This is a genomic window from Methanomicrobium mobile BP (assembly GCF_000711215.1).
Classification (GTDB): Archaea; Halobacteriota; Methanomicrobia; order Methanomicrobiales; family Methanomicrobiaceae; genus Methanomicrobium; species Methanomicrobium mobile.
The window spans coordinates 255,556-281,134 of record NZ_JOMF01000006.1 but is presented as its reverse complement, the minus strand read 5'-3'; the positions used below and the strand labels follow the sequence as shown (position 1 = coordinate 281,134).

The 25,579-nt window shown below is 50.2% G+C and carries 17 protein-coding genes; 11 read left to right on the top strand and 6 right to left on the bottom strand.

Annotation, left to right across the window (positions count from 1 at the left end):
* Positions 1 to 46 precede the first annotated feature (46 nt).
* A complete protein-coding gene (locus T502_RS05405) occupies positions 47 to 952 on the bottom strand; it encodes an ADP-ribosylglycohydrolase family protein (protein ID WP_042706111.1) in 906 nt (301 codons plus the stop codon).
* A gap of 15 nt (positions 953 to 967) precedes the next feature.
* A complete protein-coding gene (locus T502_RS05400) occupies positions 968 to 4,228 on the bottom strand; it encodes a tetratricopeptide repeat protein (RefSeq protein ID WP_052359183.1) in 3,261 nt (1,086 codons plus the stop codon).
* 372 nt (positions 4,229 to 4,600) lie between these two features.
* Here T502_RS05400 and T502_RS05395 point away from each other — a divergent pair, with 372 nt between their 5' ends.
* Positions 4,601 to 4,843, top strand: a complete 243-nt coding sequence (locus T502_RS05395; protein ID WP_157197474.1) for a hypothetical protein — start codon at positions 4,601 to 4,603, stop codon at positions 4,841 to 4,843.
* 513 nt (positions 4,844 to 5,356) lie between these two features.
* On the top strand, positions 5,357 to 5,761 hold the full coding sequence (locus tag T502_RS09035; protein ID WP_211248147.1) for a hypothetical protein: 405 nt from the start codon (positions 5,357 to 5,359) through the stop codon (positions 5,759 to 5,761).
* A 29-nt stretch (positions 5,762 to 5,790) separates the two neighbouring features.
* Here T502_RS09035 and T502_RS05385 read toward each other — a convergent pair whose 3' ends face one another.
* Complete coding sequence (locus tag T502_RS05385; protein WP_042706108.1) at positions 5,791 to 7,179, bottom strand: FAD-dependent oxidoreductase; 1,389 nt, start codon at positions 7,177 to 7,179, stop codon at positions 5,791 to 5,793.
* A 93-nt stretch (positions 7,180 to 7,272) separates the two neighbouring features.
* On the bottom strand, positions 7,273 to 8,244 hold the full coding sequence (locus T502_RS05380; protein ID WP_042706107.1) for a hypothetical protein: 972 nt from the start codon (positions 8,242 to 8,244) through the stop codon (positions 7,273 to 7,275).
* 478 nt (positions 8,245 to 8,722) lie between these two features.
* Here T502_RS05380 and T502_RS05375 point away from each other — a divergent pair, with 478 nt between their 5' ends.
* Positions 8,723 to 9,919: a COG1361 S-layer family protein gene (locus T502_RS05375; RefSeq protein ID WP_245597767.1), complete on the top strand. Its 1,197-nt coding sequence runs from the start codon at positions 8,723 to 8,725 to the stop codon at positions 9,917 to 9,919.
* A complete protein-coding gene (locus T502_RS05370) occupies positions 9,912 to 10,652 on the top strand; it encodes a glucose-6-phosphate isomerase family protein (RefSeq protein WP_052359182.1) in 741 nt (246 codons plus the stop codon). Before T502_RS05375 ends, T502_RS05370 begins: the two co-directional genes overlap by 8 nt.
* A gap of 62 nt (positions 10,653 to 10,714) precedes the next feature.
* Here the strand turns inward: T502_RS05370 and T502_RS05365 are convergent, their stop codons facing one another.
* Together T502_RS05365 and T502_RS05360 are read right to left on the bottom strand one after the other, a co-directional pair.
* The gene (locus T502_RS05365; protein ID WP_042706106.1) at positions 10,715 to 11,488 is read right to left on the bottom strand and encodes an NAD+ synthase; all 774 of its coding nucleotides are present in this window, start codon (positions 11,486 to 11,488) and stop codon (positions 10,715 to 10,717) included.
* A gap of 180 nt (positions 11,489 to 11,668) precedes the next feature.
* Complete coding sequence (locus T502_RS05360) at positions 11,669 to 12,400, bottom strand: hypothetical protein (RefSeq protein ID WP_042706105.1); 732 nt, start codon at positions 12,398 to 12,400, stop codon at positions 11,669 to 11,671.
* A 76-nt stretch (positions 12,401 to 12,476) separates the two neighbouring features.
* Between T502_RS05360 and T502_RS05355 the strand changes: the two genes are divergently transcribed.
* From T502_RS05355 to T502_RS05325, 7 genes are all read left to right on the top strand, one after another.
* On the top strand, positions 12,477 to 13,343 hold the full coding sequence (locus T502_RS05355) for an RIO1 family regulatory kinase/ATPase domain-containing protein (protein ID WP_042706104.1): 867 nt from the start codon (positions 12,477 to 12,479) through the stop codon (positions 13,341 to 13,343).
* 8 nt (positions 13,344 to 13,351) lie between these two features.
* Positions 13,352 to 15,451 carry a DUF460 domain-containing protein gene (locus tag T502_RS05350; RefSeq protein WP_084173068.1) on the top strand — a complete coding sequence of 700 codons (2,100 nt, stop codon included), beginning with the start codon at positions 13,352 to 13,354 and terminating at the stop codon, positions 15,449 to 15,451.
* 26 nt (positions 15,452 to 15,477) lie between these two features.
* Positions 15,478 to 16,416: a thiamine-phosphate kinase gene (gene thiL, locus T502_RS05345; RefSeq protein WP_042706103.1), complete on the top strand. Its 939-nt coding sequence runs from the start codon at positions 15,478 to 15,480 to the stop codon at positions 16,414 to 16,416.
* Positions 16,417 to 16,503: 87 nt separating this feature from the next.
* Complete coding sequence (locus T502_RS05340) at positions 16,504 to 19,905, top strand: PD-(D/E)XK nuclease family protein (RefSeq protein ID WP_042706102.1); 3,402 nt, start codon at positions 16,504 to 16,506, stop codon at positions 19,903 to 19,905.
* Positions 19,906 to 23,673 carry a UvrD-helicase domain-containing protein gene (locus T502_RS05335; protein ID WP_042706101.1) on the top strand — a complete coding sequence of 1,256 codons (3,768 nt, stop codon included), beginning with the start codon at positions 19,906 to 19,908 and terminating at the stop codon, positions 23,671 to 23,673.
* Between the two features lie 6 nt (positions 23,674 to 23,679).
* Positions 23,680 to 24,525: a DNA glycosylase gene (locus T502_RS05330; RefSeq protein ID WP_042706100.1), complete on the top strand. Its 846-nt coding sequence runs from the start codon at positions 23,680 to 23,682 to the stop codon at positions 24,523 to 24,525.
* Positions 24,526 to 24,597: 72 nt separating this feature from the next.
* Entirely contained in the window at positions 24,598 to 25,500 is a 903-nt protein-coding gene (locus tag T502_RS05325) for a cache domain-containing protein (RefSeq protein ID WP_042706099.1), read from the top strand.
* Positions 25,501 to 25,579: the final 79 nt, after the last annotated feature.

Sequence of the window (25,579 nt, the reverse complement as noted above, 5' to 3'; positions counted from 1 at the left end):
ATTAATGCTTTTTAATTATGAACTGCCTATTGAGCGCGGGCGAAATCTACTCTTTCTGCCCGAAACGTCTCCACATTCTGTCAATAAGGGTCGTCATGCTCTCGCGGTTCTCGAGAGCGAGCAGGAGATCGTCATCCAGACCCGATGCGCCGTAGGTCGCCCCGAGCCACGCTCCGCAGATGAACCCTATCGTATCCGAATTTCCGCCGACCGATGTTGCGATGTTGAGGAAATTGTCCTCTTCGCCGAACCTCTCTATGAGATAGTAGGCAAGCGGCAATGTCTGATAGACACTGACGTCATTGCCGAGGATTGAGATTGCGGTTTCAAGGCTTGCTCCCTCGTCCGCGAGGCTTATTGCATCCCCCGTCTTCAGACCGAGGTTTTCGTCCTCGAGGAAGGCATTCTTCTGCGCCTCGTAGAGCGGTTTGTCATCGCCGTTCAGCGCCGAGCGGATAAGGGTGGCAAACGAGACCGCGGCGGCATGTGCCGCCGGATTCGTATGCGTGACCGAGCATGCTTCTATGAGTTTTTCCCTCACCTCGACGATATCGTCGGATGTCAGGGCAAATGCGAGCGCCACGGGGATACATCCCGTCGTGGTCGAGTTGCATCCCGACGGTTTATCCGCATCCTTCACCATGTGGCGGCATGCACTTATGATTGTCCCGTCGGGGAATCTGAGACTGTTATCGAGGTGCAGTCTTTTGAGACCCGCGGCATAATTCTTTGCCGAGTAGTTGCCGCTCACGAAAAGCTCGCAGAGCATGAGAGTAATCTGCGTATCGTCCGTATACGAACCGGCGGAAAGAGCACTGTTGGGGTGGTTTCTTGCCGCCTTTGCATATCCTTTGGTGAGGCGGCATCTGGACGCGGGCATGGTCTCGTTGGGCATGCCGAGCGCATCGCCGATTGCCGCACCCAGAAGTGCACCGCGGTATTCGTTCTCCATTATGACGTAACTCCGTTACTCCAGATAACTCTCTTCGTCGTCGGAGAGTTCTTTCTCTTCTTTTTCCCTGTCCTTCTCTCTCTTCTCGCGTTTGGAGGCTTTATTGAAGCATTCCGCAGCCTCCTGATAGCGTCCGAGTTTTGTAAGGCAGATACCCTTGCGGTAGAGGATTGCCGTATCGTTCGGATGCTCCGAGAGAACATGGTCGTATGCCTCGATGGCGGCGTCGAACTTGCCTATCTCGTCGAGTGCCACGCCTTTACCGTACCAGCATGCCGTATCCTGGGCGCCGTAATCGATGGCGCGTTCAAAGGATTTACCGGCGTCATTGAAGCGACCGAGGTTTAACAGAAGCATTCCGCGTGCATTCCAGAGTGCCGGGTCTTTGCTGCTGGCGCGGATTGCGTTCTCGTATCCCTCAAGTGCATCCTCGAACTGACCGAGGCGCTCGTAGGCATTCGCACGCATGAGAAGCGCACCCGGAATCTCTTCGTTGTCGGCAAGTGCTTTGCCGATGAACTTGACAGCCTTCTCGTAGCCGCCCATATGCATCTGTGCGACGGCGCAGAGGTAGTAACTCTCGCAGTCGCCCTCGCCCGACGAACCGTCGAGTGCAATGCCGAAGTTCTGAAGTGCCTCCTTGTATCTGCCGGCTTTAAGAAGCGTCTCGGCATAGGTAAGGCGTCCGGACTTGTTCGCAGGCTCAAGTTCGAGCGCTTTCTCGTAATTCTCGGTGGATTCCCTGAACCTTCCGAGCCTGTATTTTACCTCGGCAAGAATGCGGTATGCCTCGGCGCATTCGGGTTTCTTCTCGATGAGATCCGCGCAGCCTTCGGCGCAGTCCTCGTATCTGCCCATCATCTTGAGGATGCCGAGCAGTCTGAGCCAGAGACCGAGATCGTCCTTCTCCTCGAGGACGGCGGCATACTGACCGATTGCGGTCTCAAACTCGCCGAGCTTTTCGCAGACGGCGGCGTAGGCAATGCGCATCTCGTTGTCGTCCTCATCCTTCTCGAGATATTTCTCAAACTCGGTTGAGGCTTCCTTGTTTCGTCCGGCGCCGGCAAGTGCAAGGGCATGTCCTCTCAGAGCGGGGGCGCTGTCGGGGAGTATCTCGAGTGTCTCTTCGTAAGCCGTGCAGGCCTCGTCGAAGTCGCGGGCATTGAGGAGAATATCCGCTCTGAGAAGCGCGATTCCGCCGTCATCCGGCAGGAGTTCCCTTGCTTTGCGAAGGCTCTTCTTTGCCTTCTCGATCTCGCCCGTCTTCATCATCGCGATACCGAGTTCCTTCCATGCAAGACCGTCCTCGCGGTTGGCTCTCACGTGGTGCTCGTAGGCCTTTGCCGCTTCGTTGTATCTTCCGAGTATCTTCAGATTCTCGGCAAGTGCGAGGGCAACCCCTTCGCGGTCGGGATCGGTCTGGAGTGCGGCGGCGTATGCGTCGGCGGCGGCGTTCAGATTACCTGCGTAATTGAGTAACTTTGCCTTCTGACAGAGCAGGGACGAGTCCGCAATGCCGGCGTTCTCAAGGTTTTCGATAGCCGCGACAGCCTCGGGGTAATTGCCGTTCTTCTCGAGTATGGTGATGTAGTTTCTCCATGCATTAACATCGCTGCCGCCCTGCGAGATGATGGGCTCGAGCGCCTCAAGGGCTTCGGGGTATCTGCCGCTGTCGAGGAGAATCTGGGCTTTAAGCGAGAGCGAAGCCTGATCGTTTGGGATATGCTCGGTAATCGCGGTAAGACCTGCGAGCGCGTCATCGAACTTGCCGTGTTTAAGCTGTGCGTCCGTCCTGTTGTGGAGCGCAATTATGTTGGATGGGTCTTTTTCCAGAACGGCGTTGAATATTTCGATTGCCTCCTCGTCGTTGCCGAGGTGCAGGAGTGCCATTCCCTTCTTCTCCAGAATAAGGGTGTCCTCGGGATATTGTTTCAGAAGAACATTGTATGCCTCGACGGCGCCGCCGTATTCGCCGAGGTTATAGAGTGCATCCGCACAGTTACGCCACGCATTCATGTTGTCGGGGTGGCTCTCGGTAATCTTCGAGAAGCAGGAGTAGGCGTCGGCGAAGTTGCCGAGATGCATGAGGGCATCTCCCTGAACCTCAATCATCCTTATCTCGGTAACGTCGAGGTTCATCTTCTTGGTCGCATCCGTCTGCTGTTTCTCGAAGAGACTCAGGTCGATATTGTTGTTTATCCAGTTGACCGACGAGCCCGCGGGTCCGTTGATTACGTGAGAAAAGCTGTTTAAAGCGTCGTTATAGATTCCGCGTCTGGCAAGGCACATTCCCCTCTGGTACCATGCCGCGGAATTGTCCGGCGCATATCTGATAATATTGTCATAGCATGCCGTTGCACGCTCGTATTCGCCGATGAACTGCAGAGCCGAGCCCATCATGTTCCACGCGGCAAAATCCCCGGGATTTCTCTTAAGGACGATCTCAAGTGCGTATATGGCTTCCCCGTATGCCCCGCTCCAGTAGAGATCTGCCGCACGGTTGAATGCGGAGATGGCATCGATTGAGATCTCGAGGTTGATGTTTCTGTATATCTCGGCTGCCTCGGCGTATCTGCCCAGCCTCTCGCAGAGATTTGCCTTGTGGTAGATTGCGGTAATCTCCGACGGGTTGTATCTTAAGACATTGTCATAATAATTGAGGGCTTCTTCCGTTTTTCCGAGTCTTTCAAGGACTTCTCCGGTTTTAATCATGACGCCGATATTTGTGCCGTCTATGGAGAGTGCCTTTCCGAATGCGTCGACCGCCCTCTCGAGCTGACCCGTCCTTATGGACAGCATTCCTATGCGTTCGAGGATGTTTGCGTCCTGATACTCCGCATTCTGCAGGATGCGTTCGCAGCAGTCGGCAGCGCCGGCGAAGTCGCCGATATACTCGAGGCAGTCCGCTTTGCGGTACCATACATCGAGAAGCGACTGATCCTGACTCAGTACCTTGTCGTAGCACTCGTTTGCGCCCGCAAAGTTGCGCTGCGAATAAAGTATATTGCCGAGAGAGTGCCATCCGCTTACGTTGTCGGGATATGCGTTCGTAAATCTGCGCGTATAGCCTTCCGCGTCGTTGTAGTTTCCGAGGTAAGTGAGTGCTATACCCATCTTATAGCACAGTTCCGCGTTCTCGGGGTCGGTCTCTATTGCTTTCTCCAAAGTTCTTGCCGCGTCGGCATATCTGCCCGCATCGAACTGTGCGGCGGCTTTATCTATCCAGGGATTCGGATTATTGCTCCCCTGCCCCATGATTTTGTCAAAGAATGCCATTAGTTTAAAAGACTCCTTCCTGTTTATGCGCAGTTTTACCGGTGCACTGCCGACTGATGCCCTGCCCGTGCTTTTGCGTTAATCCCTGCGCCGAATCTATGTTTAAAGTCTTTGTTTTTATATATTCAATAACTTGTCGTTGAAATCTTTTCCAGTCGCGGTCGGTAAGGGATGATTCGGAGACGTTATATCAGGTTTATCACGGATGATTCGGTCGGGGTATTTGCCCGCAGGAAAATGTCTTAAATGTCGTGAATGACGTGAATGATTTAATGACGCCGATGGCGTTAATTAAGGTAATTACGGCACAATACGGAAATTCCGGTGCAGATGGCGTTAACGGCGTTAATTGTGTTAACGGTGTTAACAAGTATGCTGGTAAAACAGTCTGTCGCCAAATATGCCTTGAAATATGCATTGAAATATGCATTAAAAAGCTTCTCAATAAAAAAAGACGCTGTTATTCAGCCGTGTCATGCGGATGCCCCTTCCTTTGAGCATGGAAAAATAACGTGGGGGGATGATACATTATTTTTTCCGTATATATGGTGGGGGGAAATACTCTGTGGGACAGGATTTCAGGATATATTTACAGTGTGTCAGGTGATCCGTTAAGTAATGATGGGGTTTGGGGGGATTGATCATGGGTGGATTAACGAATTTCGGCATATCCGACTCAATTGTTTAAGTCCGCCGATATCTCACTGTAGCCTGAAACAGGCATCCTCACGCACAAAATAAGGTTATCTTAATACTAAATAAAGTTTAAGTTTAAGGACATATTTTTTGAATGAATAATTAATAATTTATGGAATGTTTGTTTCACTTTAGCTGTTTTTAGGAAATATTATTCACAATTTTATCGGATTGTTCACGTATTTTGTTTGTCCGTATATACTCGTCGCGTAAGTCGCGCATTAATCGTGAAAATTTTTTCACCGATCCCTCACCGATCTCTCACAGATTCGTCATGGTATTTCTCCGAATTTTCAAAGATATTCACCGAATTTTTGCCGAAATATCGCATGTAAGCTATCTCAGTTATCCCATCTCTCTCCGCGATCTCCGCAATATCAAAAACGGTTTAATATCGCGGCGCAAACTATAATGCAAGCAGGGGTATGCAAAATGCAGGATGAGGACGGCAAAAAAGGCATTCTGAAGAGGCGTCTGGAAGATATTCTCTTCGAGCTCGGCGAAGACAGGCACATGAACGAACTTCTGTTATTGCGGTCGAGTAAAAAGAAAGGTGCTTCCGCCGATGATCTCATGAACAATGTCATCCATCCCACACTCGAAGATCTCGAGTTCTATCTTCACTATTATGCCGACAGCAATATGAGCGATTCCGAGCTTAAAGAACTCATATCCTCATGGATTGAGGCTCAAAAGAACAAGAGTTTCGATAAAAACGACAATAAAGAGAATACCGATAATACCGATAAAAAAGATAATGGCGATAAAAACGGCAATAACGACAATAACGGTAAAAACGGTAATAACGACAATAACGATAAATGCGGTAAAAATTGAAAATTTATCGAAATGAAATAATATTTACCTCATTTCGTCTCTTTTGTAAGCAGGGTATCGCCGTATTTGACGAGCATGTATAAGCCGTCGGTTGAGGGGTGCACCTCGAGGAAGGTCTCGAAATCCTTTACATTCAGACTTTTGTTCATGAGATACGCCATATATGCGCCGACCGTTCCCGATGACGGTGAGGAGAGATGAATGCCTTTGACCGTGCCGCTGTCCGCATCGACGCGTATAGAGGAAATGCCTGTATATCTCTCGCTTACCGACCATATCGAGCCCGGACCCGCCGGCGCCGGCAGTGAAAATTCACGCAAGGAGTTTTTGCTATCTGATTCCGAATCCATATTGCAGAAGGTATGCTCATAGAAGAGCTTCACGGACTGCGGTATGTATTCCGGAATCTTCGGAACTTTCTCGCCGATGATGGATTTTGCCGCAGCTATCCCCTGCATTCGCGCATAAGGCGTGAGAAAAACCTTCCCCGTAACGTCGCCCGCGGCATAGACGCCGTCAACATTCGTCCTGTAGCGGTCGTCGACGACAATCGCCCCCGAATCGTCAAGTGCAATTCCTTTTATGTTCTCCGTCCGCGGTCTGAGACCCGATGCGATTATCACGGCATCGCAGGGTATCTCTTCGCGGTATTTGCCGCTTTTAAGAACGGCGGATGCAACAAAGCCTTTTGAATTCGTACCTTCCGACCCGTCCGCCGATCTGATTTCCTCAACGAGAGTATACTCGCGTATCGAGACCCCGAAAATCTCTTTTCGTGCGCATTTAATCAGCCTTTCGGGCTTATCGCGCAGGAAAGCGCTCCGGCATGCCATAGTGACTTTAGATCCGAACTGCGAGAAGATATAGGCGTATTCCGCGGCGACAACTCCTCCGCCGATAATGAGCAGATTCTTCGGAACCTCCGTCATGCCCTGAAGGGTATGCGGATTGTAAACGCCTTTCAGGTCAATGCCCTTTACCTGCGGAATTATCGGTGATGAGCCGGTGGCTATCAGAATTTTGTCCCCCTCTCCCTGCGGCAGCAGGCTGCCGTTGAGATAAATATCCCGACCCGAGAGAGTAACTTCGCCGGTGATGACCTCAATACCCGCCAGATCCGCCTCATTGTCGAGAACTTTAAAGATATTATCCTGTATTGCGCCAAGCTCCTTCCAGAGATTCGGAAGTGAGATCCGCAGATCTCCTGTGGTATCCAGCACCTGCAACTTTTGAAGTTTAGCCAGCTGATTGAGGTTTCTTGCGGCATCATTGAGTCCGCAGGTAACCATACAGCCGTATTTAAGGCATTGTCCACCGAGATTTCCGCTCTTCTCGATTATGCGAACCTTTTCCCCCGCACCTGCAAGATAAGATGCCGCAAACCTGCCGGCAGGACCTCCGCCGATTACCGTAATCATAAGAATAAAAAAGAATTAATGTTATTTTAAAGTATTTACCCGATTTGAAACGGGTAAATTTTGTGATTTTGTGATTTTCGGATTTCCGGTGGCTTAAAGGAGCTCAACGCCGTCATCGACAGGCTCGCGCAGAATCTCGCCCGACATCATGTCAATCTCGACAATCTTGTCGCCCCTGATCTGAACGACGGGGAGGTAGACCAGTTCAAGCTCGACCTTGATGTTGTCTTTGTCCGGCGCAACTTTAAGATCCTCGTAGTATATCGCATCGCCTTCGGAGTGGTTTACTCTGACGTTCTTTGTCAGATCTTCGACAAGCGATTTCAGAAGCGACTCCGAGATCTCGCTCTTCTTGACCTTTGCCTCCATTACCTTGGCGCCGCCGGAGACATTCTTGGTCTCGGGCTTTACATTCTCAAGTTTCTCGGACTCAATCTCGCATTTACTGCCCGTAATCGCGTTGATGAGACCTTTCTCGTCGCGGTCGAAGTTGATAAGGTATTTGCCGCACTGCTTCTCGCCGCGGCTTGTGCAGGTGTAGAGATAATGCGGAATATAGACAAAACAGACCTCGCCGCGTATGCCCGCCATCTTCTGTGCCCTGTCCGCGGTAATATTCTCGGGAAGGCAGACAAGTTCGGGGCCGTAATCGTCGAGTGTCATCACACCCGATTTTTGAGCACCGACAGCTCCCGAAGGCGATGCCGTCTGCGAATTGTATTCAAAGTCAAGTGCGATATGCTCGCCGAGGATATCGGCTATGACCGCCTGACCCGCATACTTTGCAAGTTCTTCGTGACCCCAGACCGTACACTCTTCCAGATAGCCGACCTTCTTCATTGTGAAGAGAAGTTTCTTGCAGTAAGCAAATCCGCCGTCGGTCTTGTACTTGTATTTTTTGACGGCAAAATTGTTTATCTCATCGGGATTGTCGGAACAGAGAACAAGCAGGCATTCCTCGCCTCTGTATGCCGTAAGGCTTGCGCCGCCGGTCCCGGGTTCAACATCAAAGGACGCGGCTTTCAGGATATCTTCTACTGCCGAAACAGCACGTTGCGTTATCATCTAAATAACCTATCATTCTTAAGATGAATTATATTTTCTGTTATGGTCCTGAGATTTTCTGTTATGTTCCGGAAACATCTTACCGAAACATGTTGCCGAAACGCTGTGACCTAAAAAAAGTAGAAAAGAACGCGGTCACGCGGAAACATATGCGGAGACGACCGCGCATGAAAACCCGATGTTTTATCTCCGCGTCGTGGTGGCATTATATTCAGTTATCTTTGAAAAACCTAAAAATTCGTTCAAATATTTCGAGATTTTCGATTCGGAATCATACCTAAACTTTGCTTATTTAAATAGTAATAAATACTGTAAATTCTAACCTTTGAGAAAACCCGTAATTTTAATCCGCAATAATTCAGAATAAAGGATGGCAATCATGAAATATTCAGCATATATAATGATTTTACTGGTCTGCGCCGCGTTTTTGATAATGCCCGCAAGTGCAGGTGTAAAATATACATCCGGTTCTCCCGTAATGGATGTAAAGATATCGGGCACGAACGAGTTTGAACCCGGCAGCGATGCGGCACTGACCGTCATCATCAGTAACACGGGTGAGGTCGGCACAAAGATCATTCAGAGTGATGTGGTCACGCGTGATGATGTGCCCAGTACCGCAAGACTTGTCAGCATTGACCTCCTCGAGAACGGTGCTCCGGTTAAAGTAAAGACCGATGCTCAGATGCTCGGAAGCATCCCCTCCGGAACCACGGTGCCCGCGACATTCTCGGTTACAATCAACAAGGATGCGCAACCCGGAACATACACTCTCAATGCAAATCTGAAGTACAGGTATCTCTACTATGCCGAGCAGTACGGAACCGATGCAATCTCGTATACCTATAAGGATGTCGACGAGTTGGTGCCTCTTAAGGTAAAGATTAAGGAGAACATGCAGCTTGAGATCTCGAACCTTAAGGCGGACTCGATGAATGTCGGCGTTGAGGGATATATCTCGATGGATGTCAAAAATGTCGGTGCCGAGACAGGTCACGACACCGTAATCAGGCTTAACAGGGCGGACGGCAGTGCCATCGTTCCGACCGATGCCAGCTCGTATGTCGGCGAGTTTGCACCCGGAGATGTCGCGCACGTGAAGTTCAAGGCATCGGTCTCGAACGAGGGTGAGGCTAAGACATACCCGGTTCTGGTCTATGCAACCTACAAGGACACAAACGGTAAAGACAAGAAATCCGATACCGAGACTGTCGGAGTCGAAGTCGGCGGCAAGGTAAAGTTCGAGATTACATCCGAAGCAGGTTCATTCAGACCCGGTCAGAAGGGCAACCTCGTGATTACATACAGGAATATCGGTGACACGACCGCATACAATGCACAGGCACGTATCAGCGCCGTAAAGCCGTTCACATCGAACGATGATACCGCATATCTCGGAGACATTGCCCCGGGAGAATCGGTTACCGGTGTCTACAAAATAAGTGTTGCATCGGATGCGACCGAGAAGGATTACGGAATCGATACCGAGATCAGATACCGCGATATCCTTGATAACAGCCAGATCTCGGATTCGATGAAAGCACAGGTAAAGGTCAAGTCGCTCGGCAATATCGGAGATATATTCACCAATCCGATTGTGCTTACCGTACTGGTCTTCGTGTTAATTATCGCTGGATATTTAGTCTATCAGCGCAAAATAAAGAATAATGCATAATTTCTGGGACGGACCGCTTCCTAAGGCGGGTGAACGCACAGTAAAGGATATGGAATCCGTGCTCTACAATACGAAGTCGGGCATGGATCCTAATACTCCGCTCTATTTTATGTACCGCGCTCTTTCGAAGAACGAAAGGGATGCGAAATGGCTGGAAGATAACTATCTCAGATACGATATTACGGTTATTCCCGCAAATAAAGTGGGTGCCGAGTTTGTAAAGACCAAGGGGCATTACCATCCGAACGCACCCTGCGGGAGAGCTTATCCCGAACTTTATCAGGTTCTCGGGGGCGAGGCACATTTTCTGCTTCAGAACCGCAACCTAAGCGATATCTGCGTAATCCGTGCGACTGCGGGAGACGTCGTTCTGATTCCGAGCGGATACGGGCATGTGACCATAAACCCTTCAAAGGACAGGCTTGTCATGGCAAATATCGTATCCTGCGAGTTTGAGAGCGAGTATGAGTTTTACGGAGAGATGCACGGCGCGGCTTACTACGAACTCGAGTCGGGCTTTATCCGAAATCCGCACTATCCCGAAGGGCTGCCGGATATAAGAGTCATCGATTCTTTCGAGATTCCCGAGCTCGGTCTGAAGCACGGCGTGCCCATCTACTCGTTCATAGGCGGAGATATTCTACCCAAGTATCTCAATGTCCCCAGGATTCTCGATACGGTAAAAGCACCCCAGTATCAGAGATTTCTTAAAAATCAGCCGAAAATTGAATGAATAATTGAGTAAATAATTGAGTAAATAATTGAATTGAAATTGAAAAAATATTGAATAAAATTTTAAATCCTGCAGCCTCCGTTCATTCCGCCGTCTTTCAGCAGATTCGGCGGGGCATTCCTCTTATGCGCCGCTTTCTTTACTTTTTCGAGTATGGCGCTCTCGGTATCGTTCTGCGGTTTCCAGTTGTTTGCCTCAAGATTCCTTAGCGCTTCGTCTATGACGGCGTATGTGAACCCTATCTCCTTCTCGTCGCTCTGACCGCTGTAAAGACCTGCCGAGGGTGTTTTGTCGATGATAGGCTGAATGACGCCGGTGAACGCCGAAAGAATGCGGACCTCGGTTTTGTAGAGATGCATGAGCGGCTCGATATCCCCCGCATCGTCGCCGTGTTTCGTCGAGTAACCGAGAAGGTACTCGCTCTTGTTCGAGGTGCCGCAGACGAGACCCTGATTCTGGTTTGCGTAGTAGTAAAGGATTGTCATCCTCAGGCGTGCCATGACATTGCCGAGCAGATAGTTGTCCTCAGTGAAGCCCTCTATCTTTGAGAATTCTCCGATTAAGCCCGTTATCGGCACAATCGCTAGCCTAATCCCGAACTTTTCGCAGAGTGCCTTTACGTCGTCGATATCTTCTTTCGGCGTCACTGCCGAGGGGAGCATGTATCCGAGGACATTTTCGGCTCCCACCGCTCTTGTGCAGAGTACTGCCGCAAGTGCCGAGTCTATTCCGCCCGAGAGTCCTATGATTATCTTATTTCGCCCCGACGACCAGACCGTGTGACGTATCATCTGCTCAATCTTTTCGCATTCGCATCCTTCGCAGAGTTCTTTCATATATTGCCTCGCATTCCGTTATTATCTGTATTTCGTTATTCTGCATACCGTATTATCTGCATTTCGTTGTTATCGGAGTATATCTGAAGATATGCAAAAATCAGTCTTAAATCTATCTTAATCAGATTAAAAACAGATCTTAAATCTGTCCTAAATCAGATCCTAAATTTCCGGCAGATCTTAACTTTCTCTTTCGGAATCATCCCGCCCTTCAGCGCTTTGAAACTCTTCCATGAGGTTAACCAGAGCATATTTCGCGGCGGGGTGCTCTTCGGTGTATTCGTCCAGAAGTTCCTTTGCGAGTTTCGGGAACTCTGTGTCTGCGTCTGTGCCGCTCTCGCGGATTTCCGGTCCCGTTTCATATACCGTTTCATGTCCCGTTTCAATTCCGTGAATGCGGCAGTAAAGCTCAGCCTCGGTTGCGGGAATGTTCATGAGCGGCATTATATGCGGGATTTCACTGCTTCTGCCTCGGCAGAGGAGCGCGTCGGAATCGCCGCTAAGTATGCATTCGAAGACAAACTCCGCTTCGGAATCGAGCGTTGCCGGAATAGCGAGCTTTGTGCAGCCGTATTTGCCGGGGTTAAATGCCGAAAAGGACGTGCATGTCCTGTATTCTATGCCGTATCTATCCGCTACCTTTTTGAGAGTATCTTCGTCGTCGCCGACGGCAATAAGCCTGATATCGGGGCGCTTTCCGAAGAACTTCGCAAGCAGGTGAAGATGTGCCGCCGCGGCGAAACTGCCGTCGCAGTCAACGGCAATGCAGTCGTTAGGCGAGAGCCACCCGTGTTTTCGTATCGCTTTCTTCGCCCGCGACTCGAAATCTTCGGTAAAATGCAGGGGGCACAGGCTCATACCCGAGTATCTCTGCGTAATTACGGCATCGCACGCGCATTTGGAGCATTTCATGGTCAACGAAAAATCCTGTTTTTGAGTGTTAAGCACTTATATCAACTTTTACGGATAAAACATTTACAGATAAACAATGACGGTATCTCCCGAGGACATAAAAGGGCTTCACAAATATGAAATCCTGCTTCTTAAGACGTTGGAGAGGCTCATGAAGAAATACCTCTGGGTGCCGGAGGAGAACATCCGTAAAAGCTCGCGTCTTTCGGCGGCGGAGATGGAATACAGGCTCGGTCAGCTCATGGAGAAGAACATGGTCAAGAGCAGTTCCGTGCCGTATCGCGGCTATCAGCTCACATTTTCTGGATACGACGCACTTGCCGTGACCTCGCTTGTCAGGAACGGCACCGTAACGGCTTTGGGCTCTCTCATCGGCGTCGGCAAGGAATCCTCTGTCTATGAGGCACTGGGAACGGGTGCTCTCGTGATAAAACTTCACTGCATAGGTCAGAGGTCTTTTCAGTCGGCAAGACTGAATCGCGGATTTATGCCGGAGTGGAGCCATTTTCCGTGGATATTTGCCTCGACATACTCGGCAAGACAGGAGTTTGAAGCCCTCAAAGCCCTGAGGAAAGGCGGCGTCAATGTGCCCATCCCGATAGCCGTAAACCGCAATGTAGTTGCAATGTCCTATATTGCCGGCGTAAACCTGCATCAGGCGGTTCTGGAAGAGCCACGCGCCGTCTTCGACGGAATATTCAAAAATATCAAAAAGGCATACGAACTCGGATTCATCCATAACGACCTCTCGGAGTTCAATGTCATGGTCGACGGCGATACGGTCTGGATAATCGACTGGCCGCAGTGGATAGAGCCGACCCATCAGAATGCCGACGATATCCTCCTTCGCGATATCTCGAACATAACCACGTATTTCGCGAAAAAATACAATATTGTCGAGTCTCCAGAGAAGATACGCGATATGATTACAGGCAAACAGTAAGGTCCGGCATGAAAATCTTCGGAATCGACATTATCGGCGGGTCTGTCCGTTCCAGGACAAGAAAACCTGTTTTTGCTCTCACGGTCCGCGACGCGGGCGAGATAAAGGATACCGCCGAGGTCTCTCTTTACAGGCTGATTCGGCGCATAAACGCGGAACAGCCCGACATTCTTGCCGTCGACAGTCTTCAGGAGATATCGCAGAACGTTCAGGATCTCGTCGCATTCATGCAGATGCTTCCGCCGGCGACGAAGGTTGTTCTGGTCACCCGCGGCATGCATCAGGAGCCCGAATCTCTCCAGCAGGTTGCCGCACGCTACAATATCCGCCTTCAGAACAAGCTCGATCCGTATTCGGAATCCAAGACGATTGCGCACGTTGCCGAGCTTGGCGCGGGCAGCGAGGTTATTGTCTTCGACGACACATGCGGAATCACGGTCTCGAGAAACCGTTCTCTCGGAAAAGGCGGCTGGAGTCAGAATCGCTATGCACGCAAGGTCAACGGCGCCGTTCTGGTCAAATCGAGGGAGATAGAGAGCCGCCTGAAAGAGAAGGGGCTTCGTTTCGAGAAGACCGAGTATGCGGGTTTCGGAGGGATGAAACGCGTTCATTTTCATGTCTTTGCCGGCAGAAAACAGATACCCGTGCAGGCGGGACGCTCCATGGACTATCAGGTCCGCATCGCCGCCGGAAGACTCGATAAAATCCGTTTTGTCTCTCAGAACACGAGAAAGAAGCATGTAATCGTCGGCATCGACCCTGGCACCACCGTAGGAATTGCCGTGCTTGACATGGAAGGCAACCTGCTTAAACTTAAGAGCGCACGCCGGATGTCGCTCTCGGACTGGACGCAGGAGATTGCCGATATCGGAAATCCCGTCGTTGTCGCCTCGGATGTCGCCCAGATGCCGATGTCGGTCGAGAAGATTCGCCGTGCCTTCAATGCCGTTCCCTATACCCCTAAAGTCTCGAAGACGCAGGACGATAAAGCGGCGCTCTGCAACGCATACGGTCTGCCATACGGCAACGATCACGAGCGCGATTCGCTATCGGCGGCGCTGGATGCCTACAAATTCTACAGACAGAAATTTCAGATTATCGAGAAGCGCATTCCCGCGGGCTACGATCTGGATATCGTCCGCGCCGGAATCATACGCGGCTATTCCCCCGAACAGATTATCTCGGATCTCATACCTTCCGCCCGTGCGTCCGCAAACGTGACCGCATCGCAGGTTTCGGGTGAAAACGGTCATGCGGGTTCTTCGGTTTCTTCGATTTCTTCCGTCTCCGATGCCGACAGTCTGGGTTCGGCATCGGCATTGCGGACCGCCCAGCTTGAGGGTATGGTAAAAGACCTCAGAAATCATATCGACGATATCCGCAAAGAGCTGAGAGATAAGGAAGCGGAGATTAAAACCCTCAAGAAACAGCTCTCTGCCGAGAGAACGGAACGTTTCGAGAAGAGAAAGGAGAATCAGACCATTGCCGAGCGCGACAATCAGATAATCTCGGTGAAAAAACTGCTGAGAAAGCAGGAGCGCGAAAACCGGCGCCTTCAGAGGAAGATTAAGCGGCTCAAGGAGTTCAATGACTTCAATGAGGATGATGCCGCAAGATACATCCCCGTAAAAGTTCTCTCCGCGCTTACAAAGGAGGAACTTAAGGAGATGGACGATGAGCTCGGAATCCGCGAAGGCGACATAATCTATCCCGTAAGGACCGACGGCTGGGGGAATGCGGCGGTATCGTATCTCTCCGACTCTCTTGTCCGTGCCGTTATCGCGGACAGCAAAGATATGCGCCTCATGTATGCCCTGAGGGACGAGCGTATACCGCTTATTGCCGTCTCCGAGGTATTTGTTACCGTCCGCGGCCGCACGGGCACGGTGAAACGCGAGCATTTCGAGGAGGCACTTGCCCGCTGGACTGCCGAGCAGGAAATCTACGAACGCGAGAAGAATCGAGAGATGCTGTTCTCCATATTCCGCGAGTATAAGAATCAGAGGGTCGTGGAGGCGCGTAATGTCGAGAAGGTGCGGGCAAAGAACCGCGAGAAGCAGATAAAGAAGTGGGAGGACGAAGTTGAAGGTGAAGATGATGAGTTGTGAGATGAATTATGACGGGGGTGACCCGAATGAATGACCGCGATATAGTGCGGGCAATCTCCGCTATTATCGGGAGTTCGAATACCGAGGACGACTGTGCGGTATTCCCGCACGGAAACGAATATCTGACGGCAACAACCGATATGCTCCATGAGAAGACCGATTTCCCGAAAGGCATGACCGATTGGCAGATCGGCTGGATGAGCGCCGCCGTTACGCTCTCGGATCTTGCAAGTACGGGTTCGAGACCGCTATTTCTTCTTCTTGCCGCAGGTCTGGACGACACGGGCACGGAACGCATAGAGGAGATTACACGCGGCGCCGACGACTGCTGCAGGAAGTTCGGGGCAAAACTTGCCGGCGGCGATATCGACTCCCACGATGAGCTTACGATAGTGACGACGGGAATCGGTGCGGTAAGCCCCGACCGTTATGTGTCGCGGAAGGCAAAGGAAAGCCGCCCTCTGAGAGCTGGGGATATCGTCTGTGTCTGCGGCAGTCTCGGTGTTGCCGAGCGCGGTCTGAAGGACTATTATGAGGCGCTTGCGGCGAATGAAAAGGCTGATACGGCGGCGTTTAAGGCACTCTGCGAGCCGCAGCCGAAGGTCTTAGAGGGACAGACTCTCGGTAAGCTGGGCGTTCTTTCCATGATGGATATCTCGGACGGTCTTGCCATCTCGCTCCACGATCTGGCGGAGCTTAACGGCTGCGGTTTTTCCATAGATAAGAGCCTGATTCCGACGGACGATGCCGCGGGAATAGATTTCGAGACGGCATTCTTCGGCGCCGGTGATTTCGGTCTTCTCTATGTGTGCAGTCCCGAGACCTATGAAAAAATTGTCGCCGGCAGTCCCGAATCCGATTCATTATCCCTCGGATATAAGATAGGGGTCGTGACCTGTGAGAAGGTTGTCCTTGTCGACGGCAGTATTGTTGAAAACCGCGGTTATCTGCACAGTTGGCAGTAATCGTGCGCATTTCGCGGAGATAATTACTTTCGCACTGCGCGAAGTATATTTTTAAACACACAGCACATACTTTGAAAACATTCAAACATGTCCGAGATATCCGCCGGTTCCGAAACGGGCACTTCCGCCGCTGACTCGGGGTCGGAATACCGAAAAACCGAATGCCGGAGAATACTGGTAAAAACTCCTTTCGGCAGAGGCTGTTCCGAATCGGAGGATCTTTTCGAGAAATTCTGTCGCGAGTCGCCTTTTAACTCCTATTTTGTCCTGCCGACCACCGCGTTGGTTCACAGAGTAATACGCGGTATGCTCTCGAAGGGCATTGCCGCGGCTAATAAGTCGGTATGCACTCCGAAGATGCTTGCCGAAGAGATTGTGAAGCAGAATCACGATTATCGGCTGATAAGCGATGTTGAGGCAAAGATGATTCTGATGCGGGTGATTAAATCCGACCGGAGTTTTGTCGAGTCGCTTTCGCCGACAAAGGAGTTTACGTCGGGTCTTTTAAACGATCTCTATACCCTTATCTACAGCATATGCGAGCAGAGATCGGATTACGGGGCGGTTCTGAGATCGGATTCGGAGCATCCGTCGGCGAAAAATCGTGTCCTCACCGCCATAATCGACCGATATCTTGCGATTATCGAGAAGGATCGTCTTGTAAGCCCCGAATTGCTCTACGCCAGAGCGGCGGAGTTTATAGAAAACGGCGACGCTAACAGCAACGATAACAGCCACGGTAACGATAGCAGTAACAGCAAAAGCATCGTCGACGGCAAAGTGAATCCTATGAAGGATTCATTCGCTATTCTCTTCGGAATCTATGAGCCCGTGCCTTCGCTTCGCGGTTTTCTCACCGCCGTTTCGAAGGCGGCGGCAAAGACCGTATACTACATACCGTATTCGGAGAATAAGCGTATTTGCAGCGATGACGGCAGCTGGTTTGATCCGCATGAGACGGCGGAACTGTCTCCGAATCCGGTATGCAAGAGGTATGAACTGATTTTCGGGGATGATTCAAAAGAAAATCAGGGAGATGAGGCATTGTTATCGGCATCGTCTGAGAATGCCGTGAAGGTATATGCGAAATGCTTCCCGAATGCAAAATCGGAGATCTCGGCAATTGCCGAGGAGATTCATTCGCTCATCGAAAAAGGGGTGTCGCCGTCGGAGATAGCGATATCTTTTCCAGACCCGCAGAGCAATCTGGCGCTGCTCGACGAGATTTTCGGGGACTTCAATCTGAAATATTCGGCATACGTTCCGCTGTCTCTTGCGAATTCCCCGATTGTTCAGTCACTTATGCTGATTCCGCGGGTTATCTCCGAAAATTTCTCCCCGCGATCCGTGGGAGAACTCTTCGCATCGCCTTATTTCAGGCTCAAGAGCAGGACTGCCGACCAGTATCTTATAGAGAAGACGGCGATTGCCGCCAATATCGGCAACGGATTCCATTCGTGGGAGAACTCTGTAGAGTGGCTTCTCGGGCAAAAGGAAGCGAAACTGGGCGACGAGTGGCTTCCCGAGTTCAAAAAGAACGCGATAAAGAAGGATATTGCCGAGATTCGGTTGATATCCGAGAGCGTAATCCCGTTTTTAAGCGAACTGAATGCGCTGAATAAGAGTGCACGTTATTCCGAGCACATACAAAATTATCTGGATCTGCTCAGGAGATACAATCTCCCCTTCCTTTCGAACGATTGCGGTCCGGACCTTTATCGCAGCGACAATTCCGCTCTGGAAAAATTCTATAAACTCGTATCCGATTTATACGAGATATCCGAGCAGTTTTTCGGCGAAAAAATCTCGTTTCAGGAGTTTGCCGGCAGCCTTCGTGCCTCGGTTGCGGGATGCGGTGCCGCGGAAGTGCATGATTCTTCCGCCGTTCAGGTCCTCGGAATGAACGGTCTTCAGAGTAACGGCTATGAATATCTCTTCATGGCGGGGCTTGTCGACGGCAAACTGCCGCTTCTGCCCAAACTCATCCCCTATATCACCGAGAACGAGAGTAAACTTCTCTGGAGCGATAAAAGGCGCGAAAAAATCCGTTGGGAGACGTTCTATTTCATATCGGCGCTTTGCAGCGCAAAGCGGGGACTCTATCTGACAACCCGCGCTTCCGCGGTAAAGGACACACTCCCGTCGCCGTTTTACATCGCGGCAGTCGAGCGGCTTGATGCGGTTGAGATGCCCGATAGAGAACTTATTCATTCCGCACTCCGTTCGCAGAAGAATGCCGGTCGGGATATTGCCGCCCGCATGCCGTTGAATAATAATCCGGCGTTGAATTATGTCTCTTCTGTTTCGGTTGCAAACCGCATCAATGCCGAGATTATGAGAACGGGCGGTTACAAGAGCGCTTATGACGGAATTTTGTCGGATGATAAGGAGATCTGCGCCGTAATCGCCGATAAATTCAATGACGACTATGCATTCTCGCCTACTTCTCTGGAACAGTATGCCGGCTGCCCCTTCGCTTTCCTGTTGAAGCATATATACAATCTGGATGAGCCGGTGCAGGAGAGCCTTACCCTTTCATCCCGGGATAAGGGCAACCTTATTCACGAGTCCCTTGCCGAATTATATACCGAATGGATGAAAACTCATAAAACCGGTATAAACGTCTCGGAAAAAGAAGAGGCGTTCGCTTTGCTCATGAAGATTGCGGAGTCGAAGATTGCGGGTTACGGAAAATCGGGACCTGCATGGGATGCGATGGCATCGCAGTTTCTGAAGGATTCAAAGTATTCCGCAGGCATATTCCGTCGCTTTATCGAGCAGGAGGCGGCATACGGTGCCTGCGGTCCGGTGCCTTACGGTTTCGAGGTCGGATTCGGCAGAAATTTCGGCACGGAAACAGATGACATTTCTGCTGCCGACCCGAATGAGAGTGCCGTTCGCGTAAAGTCCGATGACGGAGACGGTCTGCTTATCAGTGGTTTCATAGACAGGGTTGACGTCACGGACGCCGGTGATTTTGCGGTCATTGACTACAAGACGGGAAATCATCCCGGTAAAAACGAGATTCTAAACGGAAAAGCTCTGCAGTTGCCGCTTTATATCCGCGCTTTCGAGGAGATCTCGGGAAATAAACTGAAGGGTGCAGGCGGATGTTACTATGCCGTCTCAAGGAAGAAGGTTCAGAAAGAGGCGGTAATCTATGACGGCGACAAAAAAGGTCTTTTTTCCATTTCCGATTCCTCCAAAATGCGGAACATGGACTTATCCGAGGTTCTTAATAATTCTGTAAAGGCTGCGTGCGGTTATCGTAACAGCATCAGAAACGGCGTTTTTTCGCCTGTTAACAGCGTAAGCGACTGCAAAAGCTACTGTATCTTCTCCGACGTATGCAGGGTCTCGGAGTTCCGTCTTTTGGAGCATAAACTAAATACAGGTTTATACAATAAAGGCGGCTCTGATGCGGACGGCAAAACATATGCTGTTACCGACGCTTCGGATTGCGGGTCAAATTGCGGGGGTGATGAGTAGATGTTTACAAAGATGCAGGAAGAAGCCCTCAGGCATGACATAAGTCTCTGTGTGACGGCGGGAGCGGGCACGGGAAAGACGCATGTGCTCGTAAACCGCTATATTCGGCTCATAAAAGAGGCGGGATGCAGACCTCCGGAGATTCTTGCCCTCACATTTACAGAGAAAGCCGCCGCCGAGATGAAAGAACGTGTCGAGGCTGAGATACGAAAGGAATCCGGTGCCGGCTGGGAAGAGATAAAGGAAGAGATGATGTGGGCAAACATCTCGACTTTCCACTCGTTCTGTTCGAAGATAATCCGCGAGTATGCCGTTGAACTGGGCATAGATCCGGCATTTAAGGTGCTTTCAAACTCAGAGAACTCGGATTTGGTAGACAATTGCATAAACAGCCTATTTCTCGGAAGACCTGTCTCCGGAACGGGTTTCAGACGCGGTTATCTCTCTTCGGATGCGCCGGTTTCCGAAAAAGAACGGGAAATTCACGACAGCATAGTATTTTGCCTTTTGATCTATGATGTCCACGGACTGACCGCTATATTGAAAAAGCTCCATGACAAGAGACGATATGCAAAAGATTTCTTTGCGAAGCTGGATTCCGACCCCGATGCCGTAATCGAAAGCTGGACTTCCGGTATCGCCGCTCAGAAAGAGCTCGTTCACAGGCTGTTTTTCACCGAAAACTCGGAATATCGGACTGCCGTTGAGGATCTTATCGGTTTGTCCCGCGAATTTTCACAGGGTAATAATCCCGGAGTGGTTTTTCTCGTGAATGTAAAGGATTTGCTTCCCGAAATCCTGACTGATGACCCCGATAAGTTCTGCAAAGCTCTCTCGGCATACAGTTACGTAAAAGGTAAAGCGAATATGGGCACAAAAGACGTATTCGGCGATTCTCTGGATAAACTGAGAAGATCATACAAATTGCTGAAAGGTTTTTATTCATCGCTTCCCGCCGATCTCATCGCGATTATAACTGCCGACAATTCCGCTGATATTCCGCGGACAATCGAGATATTGGAGCATCTCGGAAGAGTTTTCAATGCACTGGAGGATATGATTGAAAACGCGAAACGCGGTATGGGTGCGGCAGACTTCACCGACATGATAGATCTGACATATCTGCTCTTTACAACCCGCAGCGAGCTGATTGCCGGGGATTATGCGGGCAGATTCCGGTTTATAATGATCGACGAATTTCAGGATACCGATCCCACGCAGGCGGAGATAGTCTATCGTTTGATTGCCCTTTCACGCGATTCCTGCGACATTTCTGATGATTCCCCGAGACCCTGCAATGCTCTGTTTGTTGTCGGCGACCCGAAACAGTCGATATATCTCTTCAGGGATGCCGACGTGACGCAGTTCAAGGATGCCGGAACGAAGATCTGCGATGATTTACGCGGCGGCATGGTGACGCTGGACGTCAATTTCAGGAGCACGGAGGCGGTATTGGGATTCGTAAACCGCCTTTTCTCAGATATCTTCTCGGTATGCAACAATAAATGGGATTTCGGCTACGATCCTCTTGCGGTATCGGATAAGAGAAAGAATGACAAAGGCTCGGTTGAACTGATTCTGACGCCTTATGTCGAGAGAGGTTCTGAGATTCCCTCGGTCCTGAATGAAGCCCTTGCCGTTGCCTTAAGAATCCGTTCCGCTGTCGTTGACGGCGATCTGCGGGTCTGCAACAAAGATACCGCCGCAGACGAAACGACCCGACCCGCAAAATACGGGGATATCGCCGTGCTCCTCGAACGCCGCACAAATCTGAAGTATTTTGAGTATGCGCTGAGAAAATACGGTATTCCGTATCGCGTGTACAGTGCCGGCGGACTCTATGCAAAGCAGGAGATTAAGGACTGTATCTCCCTATTTTCGTTCCTCAGAAACCGGCATGACGGTATCTCCCTGTACGGAATTTTGAGGTCGCCGTGGTTCGGGTTCTCGGATGCCGAACTTTTCGGCATTTTCCACGGCGGAAATCCCTACTTAAATCTCAGGAATCTCGCTGTATCTTCGGTTTCTTCAGTGTCCTCAGATTCCCCTGAAACCTCGGATTCCCATTATTCCTCTAAATTTTCCTATGGCTCAATTGCTCCATCGCTGAAGGAGAAGGTGCGGTCTGCCTACACTCTGCTTGAGTCATGGAGGATGCTGGCAAGGAGGATCTCCCCGTCAAAGCTGTTTGCCCGCATGATTCGTGAATCCGGTTTGTTTGCGGTATATTCGGGAATCGCGGGCGGCGATATGATGGCGGCAAATGTCGAGAAGCTTGCCGACATCATACGCGATCATGAGTCGGAAGGCTATTACACACTTGATAAACTCGTATACGATTTATGCCTCGCTGAAAAGTCCGATGACGAGGAAGGCGAGGCAGATCCCCAGCCCGAGATAATCGGGGACAATACCGTCTCGATAATGACCGTTCACGCCTCAAAAGGTCTGGAATTCCCTATAGTGATCCTTCCGGAACTCGGCGAAAAAATAGGTGCGGACAGAAATGTTTCCGTCATTGTCGACGAGATCTTCGGCGCAGGCATAAAGATTCCGCCGCTTAAGGATAGCGAGAACTCCGATAATGATTCGGGGAAGAAAAAAGATCTCTTGGATTCTCCCCCGTTGGCAATCCAGAAATATCTGTATAATCGGAAATCGCATGCCGAAAGCAAGAGACTCTTCTATGTCGCCTGCACCCGTGCCCGCGATCATCTGATTCTCTGCGGAAATACCCCTAAAGATAAGTCAAAAGATAACCCGCCGTTTGAAGGTGATTCCGACTGCAGAACCCGTATGGATTATCTTACGAAATATATCGGATTAAAGCTGTCTGACGCGGATAATTCAACGGACAGCGGTGAGGTCCTCACGCTCTCGGGCGATATAAAATCGGGACTTTATGACATATCAAACGACTCATTCAATGCGGCGATAAGGATTATTCGCTATGAGGATATGCCGGAATTCAAAGAAACCGATATCGAAAGCGATACCGAAACCGAATCTGCCGGAGAATTGCGGCTCATCGACATAAGTCGGCTTGAACATGCCGGCAGTGACCCGAATGCCGAAAGCGACTGGGAATTCGGTCAATCCGTTCAAACCGGTCAAAACATTCAAAATAATCCTGTCAACAGTTTCGACTGCAAATTTTCGGTAACCGCAATTAACACATACCTTTCCGGACCGAAGGCGTATCGCGAGAAATATCTGGTGCACAAAGCCGCAAATCCCGCGATAAAAGGTCTTGGCAGGCACAATGAGAGCGTTGACAAAGGAATCATAATTCACGAGATCTTTGCCGGCGCCGACCCTAAACATGTCTTTGACAGGTATCTCGTGAAAGATGCCGCCGAGATGGAAGAATACCGCAAATGTTACCGCAATTTCATAGGCAATACCTTCATTGCGGGTGCGCGGACCATAGCCTGCGAACTTGAATTCACCGTAAATATCGGCGGATACATCTTTAAAGGCGCGATTGACAGACTTTTGATGAAGGATGGCGAACTTATGATAATCGACTACAAGACAGGCTCGAAAGCCGAAGAATCCGAGCGGAATTCAAAATATGCCGTTCAGATGGCAGTGTATCAGACCGCCGTCAGAGATATGTGCGGACAAAATGCAAGGACATTTATCTATTACACTCAAACAGATGAGTTTGGTGAAGTGGTGTTTGACGCCTCCGAAGTCTGCAGGACCATTGCGGAAACCTGCCGTCGCATAATCGACGAAGAGGCGGATTCACATAGAATGGGGTAATATCTTATGAGAATATTTGTAACCGACGGAATTCCTTTCTCGCTTGACGACACGCTCTCCTGCGGGCAGGTTTTCAGGTGGAAAAAGGATGAGGAAGGCTGGTGGCGCGGAATAGCGCATGACCGCCTGATAAAAATAAGACAGGTGGATAACCGTCTGGAATACCTCGGCTGCAACGAGGATTTTCTGGTCTATTATTTCAACCTCGACCTCGACCTCGACGAAGTCCTCTCCGGCATAGACAGGGACGAATACATGCACAAAGCCATAGAGAAGCATCGCGGGCTTCGCTTGCTCAGACAAAACCCGTGGGAATGTCTTCTGACATATCTATGTGCGCAGAACGCCAATATTCCTTTCATAGACCGCATGCTCAACAATCTCTCGGATAAATACGGCGAGACCATAACATCCGAGTTCGGCTGTGCAAAGTCCTATCCGCGACCGGAAAAGCTTGCCGATGTCGGTAAGGAAGAGATAGAACTCTGCTCGCTCGGATACCGCTCAACCTATGTCAGCCACACCGCCGATATGATAGCCGCCGATCCCAAATGGGCGGAGAAACTCTTTGCCGCCGATTACGAGACCGCAAGACAGTCTATTCTGCATTATGAAGGCATAGGTCCCAAGGTTGCGGACTGCATCCTTCTCTTCGGATTTCAGAAATACATGTCATTCCCCGTAGACCGCTGGGTCGACCGAATCATGTACAAATACTACAATGTCGGCGACCCCGAACGTGCTCTCTCGAACAGCGAGTATAACAGAATCAGAAAGTTCGGTCAGGACTATTTCGGCGAATATGCCGGATATGCGCAGGAATATCTCTTTGCCGACCGTCAAATGCTCTGACAGTGTTGACGATGCCGATTTTCTTTTTTGAGCGAATCCGTTTTACCGCATGAAAAAAATTTTTAAAAGTGCGTGACAGTATATTCTAATTATGAGAACGTTTGGTATTGTATTGATATTACTGCTCTCGGCTTTGTTCTGATCTGCGGATGTACGGGGAACACCGGCACTCCGTCAAGCGGCAATTCCGAATCCGGCGTCACTGCCACGCCCACCGGGACCGTTGAGGTTACGACAGCTACGGTTGCCCCTCAGGTTACTCCTGCGGTTACCGCTGAACTGACTGCCTCGGAGATTGCGGACAGGATTAAAGCCGTCATGCTGTCAATCGAGTCGTCGGCAAAGAGATGTGCCGATGTCGTTGCAAAGGACGGTATCGCGGGTGAAGAAAGCCTTAGGGCCATAAAGAACTGTTTAAACGATAACCCGGGTATTACAACCATAACCATAGATGATCCGAACCTTGTTGTCGTGAGTGCCGAACCGACCGAGTACAGTTATCTTATCGGTTCCGGTGCCGGCAGACAGGCAATTGATAAGCCGACTCTTACTAAGAGTTACGTCTTTGTGGAAGGCTATCGCGGAGTCTCGCAGATTTGCCCGATATTTGCCGATGACGGTAAAAAAATCGGATATCTGGAGATGAGTTATCAGCCGAGAAGCATGATTGCCAACATCGTCCATCAGCTTATCGAGTCCACGCCTTACAATGTCTGGGTAATCGAGACGGACGGAACCAGCCTGTTTGATACTTCATCTTCCGAGATAGGCAATAATCTGCTGACCGACGATCTGTATCAGGATGCGAAGCTGCACAAGTTCATTCAGACTGTTGTCAAAAATAAGGAGGGCGTCGGGCAATACAACTTCAGAGACCACATGACCGATAAGGTCATAGACAAGGATGCCCGGTGGGCTACGGTTGATTACGGCGGCAGAGAGTGGCGTGTAGTTCTCACATCCCCCGCCGAATAAGAATTGAATTCAAAAATCCTGATAAAAATACCTTTTTTAAAAATCCGATTATAATTCCTATTAAAAAATTCAACCTGAA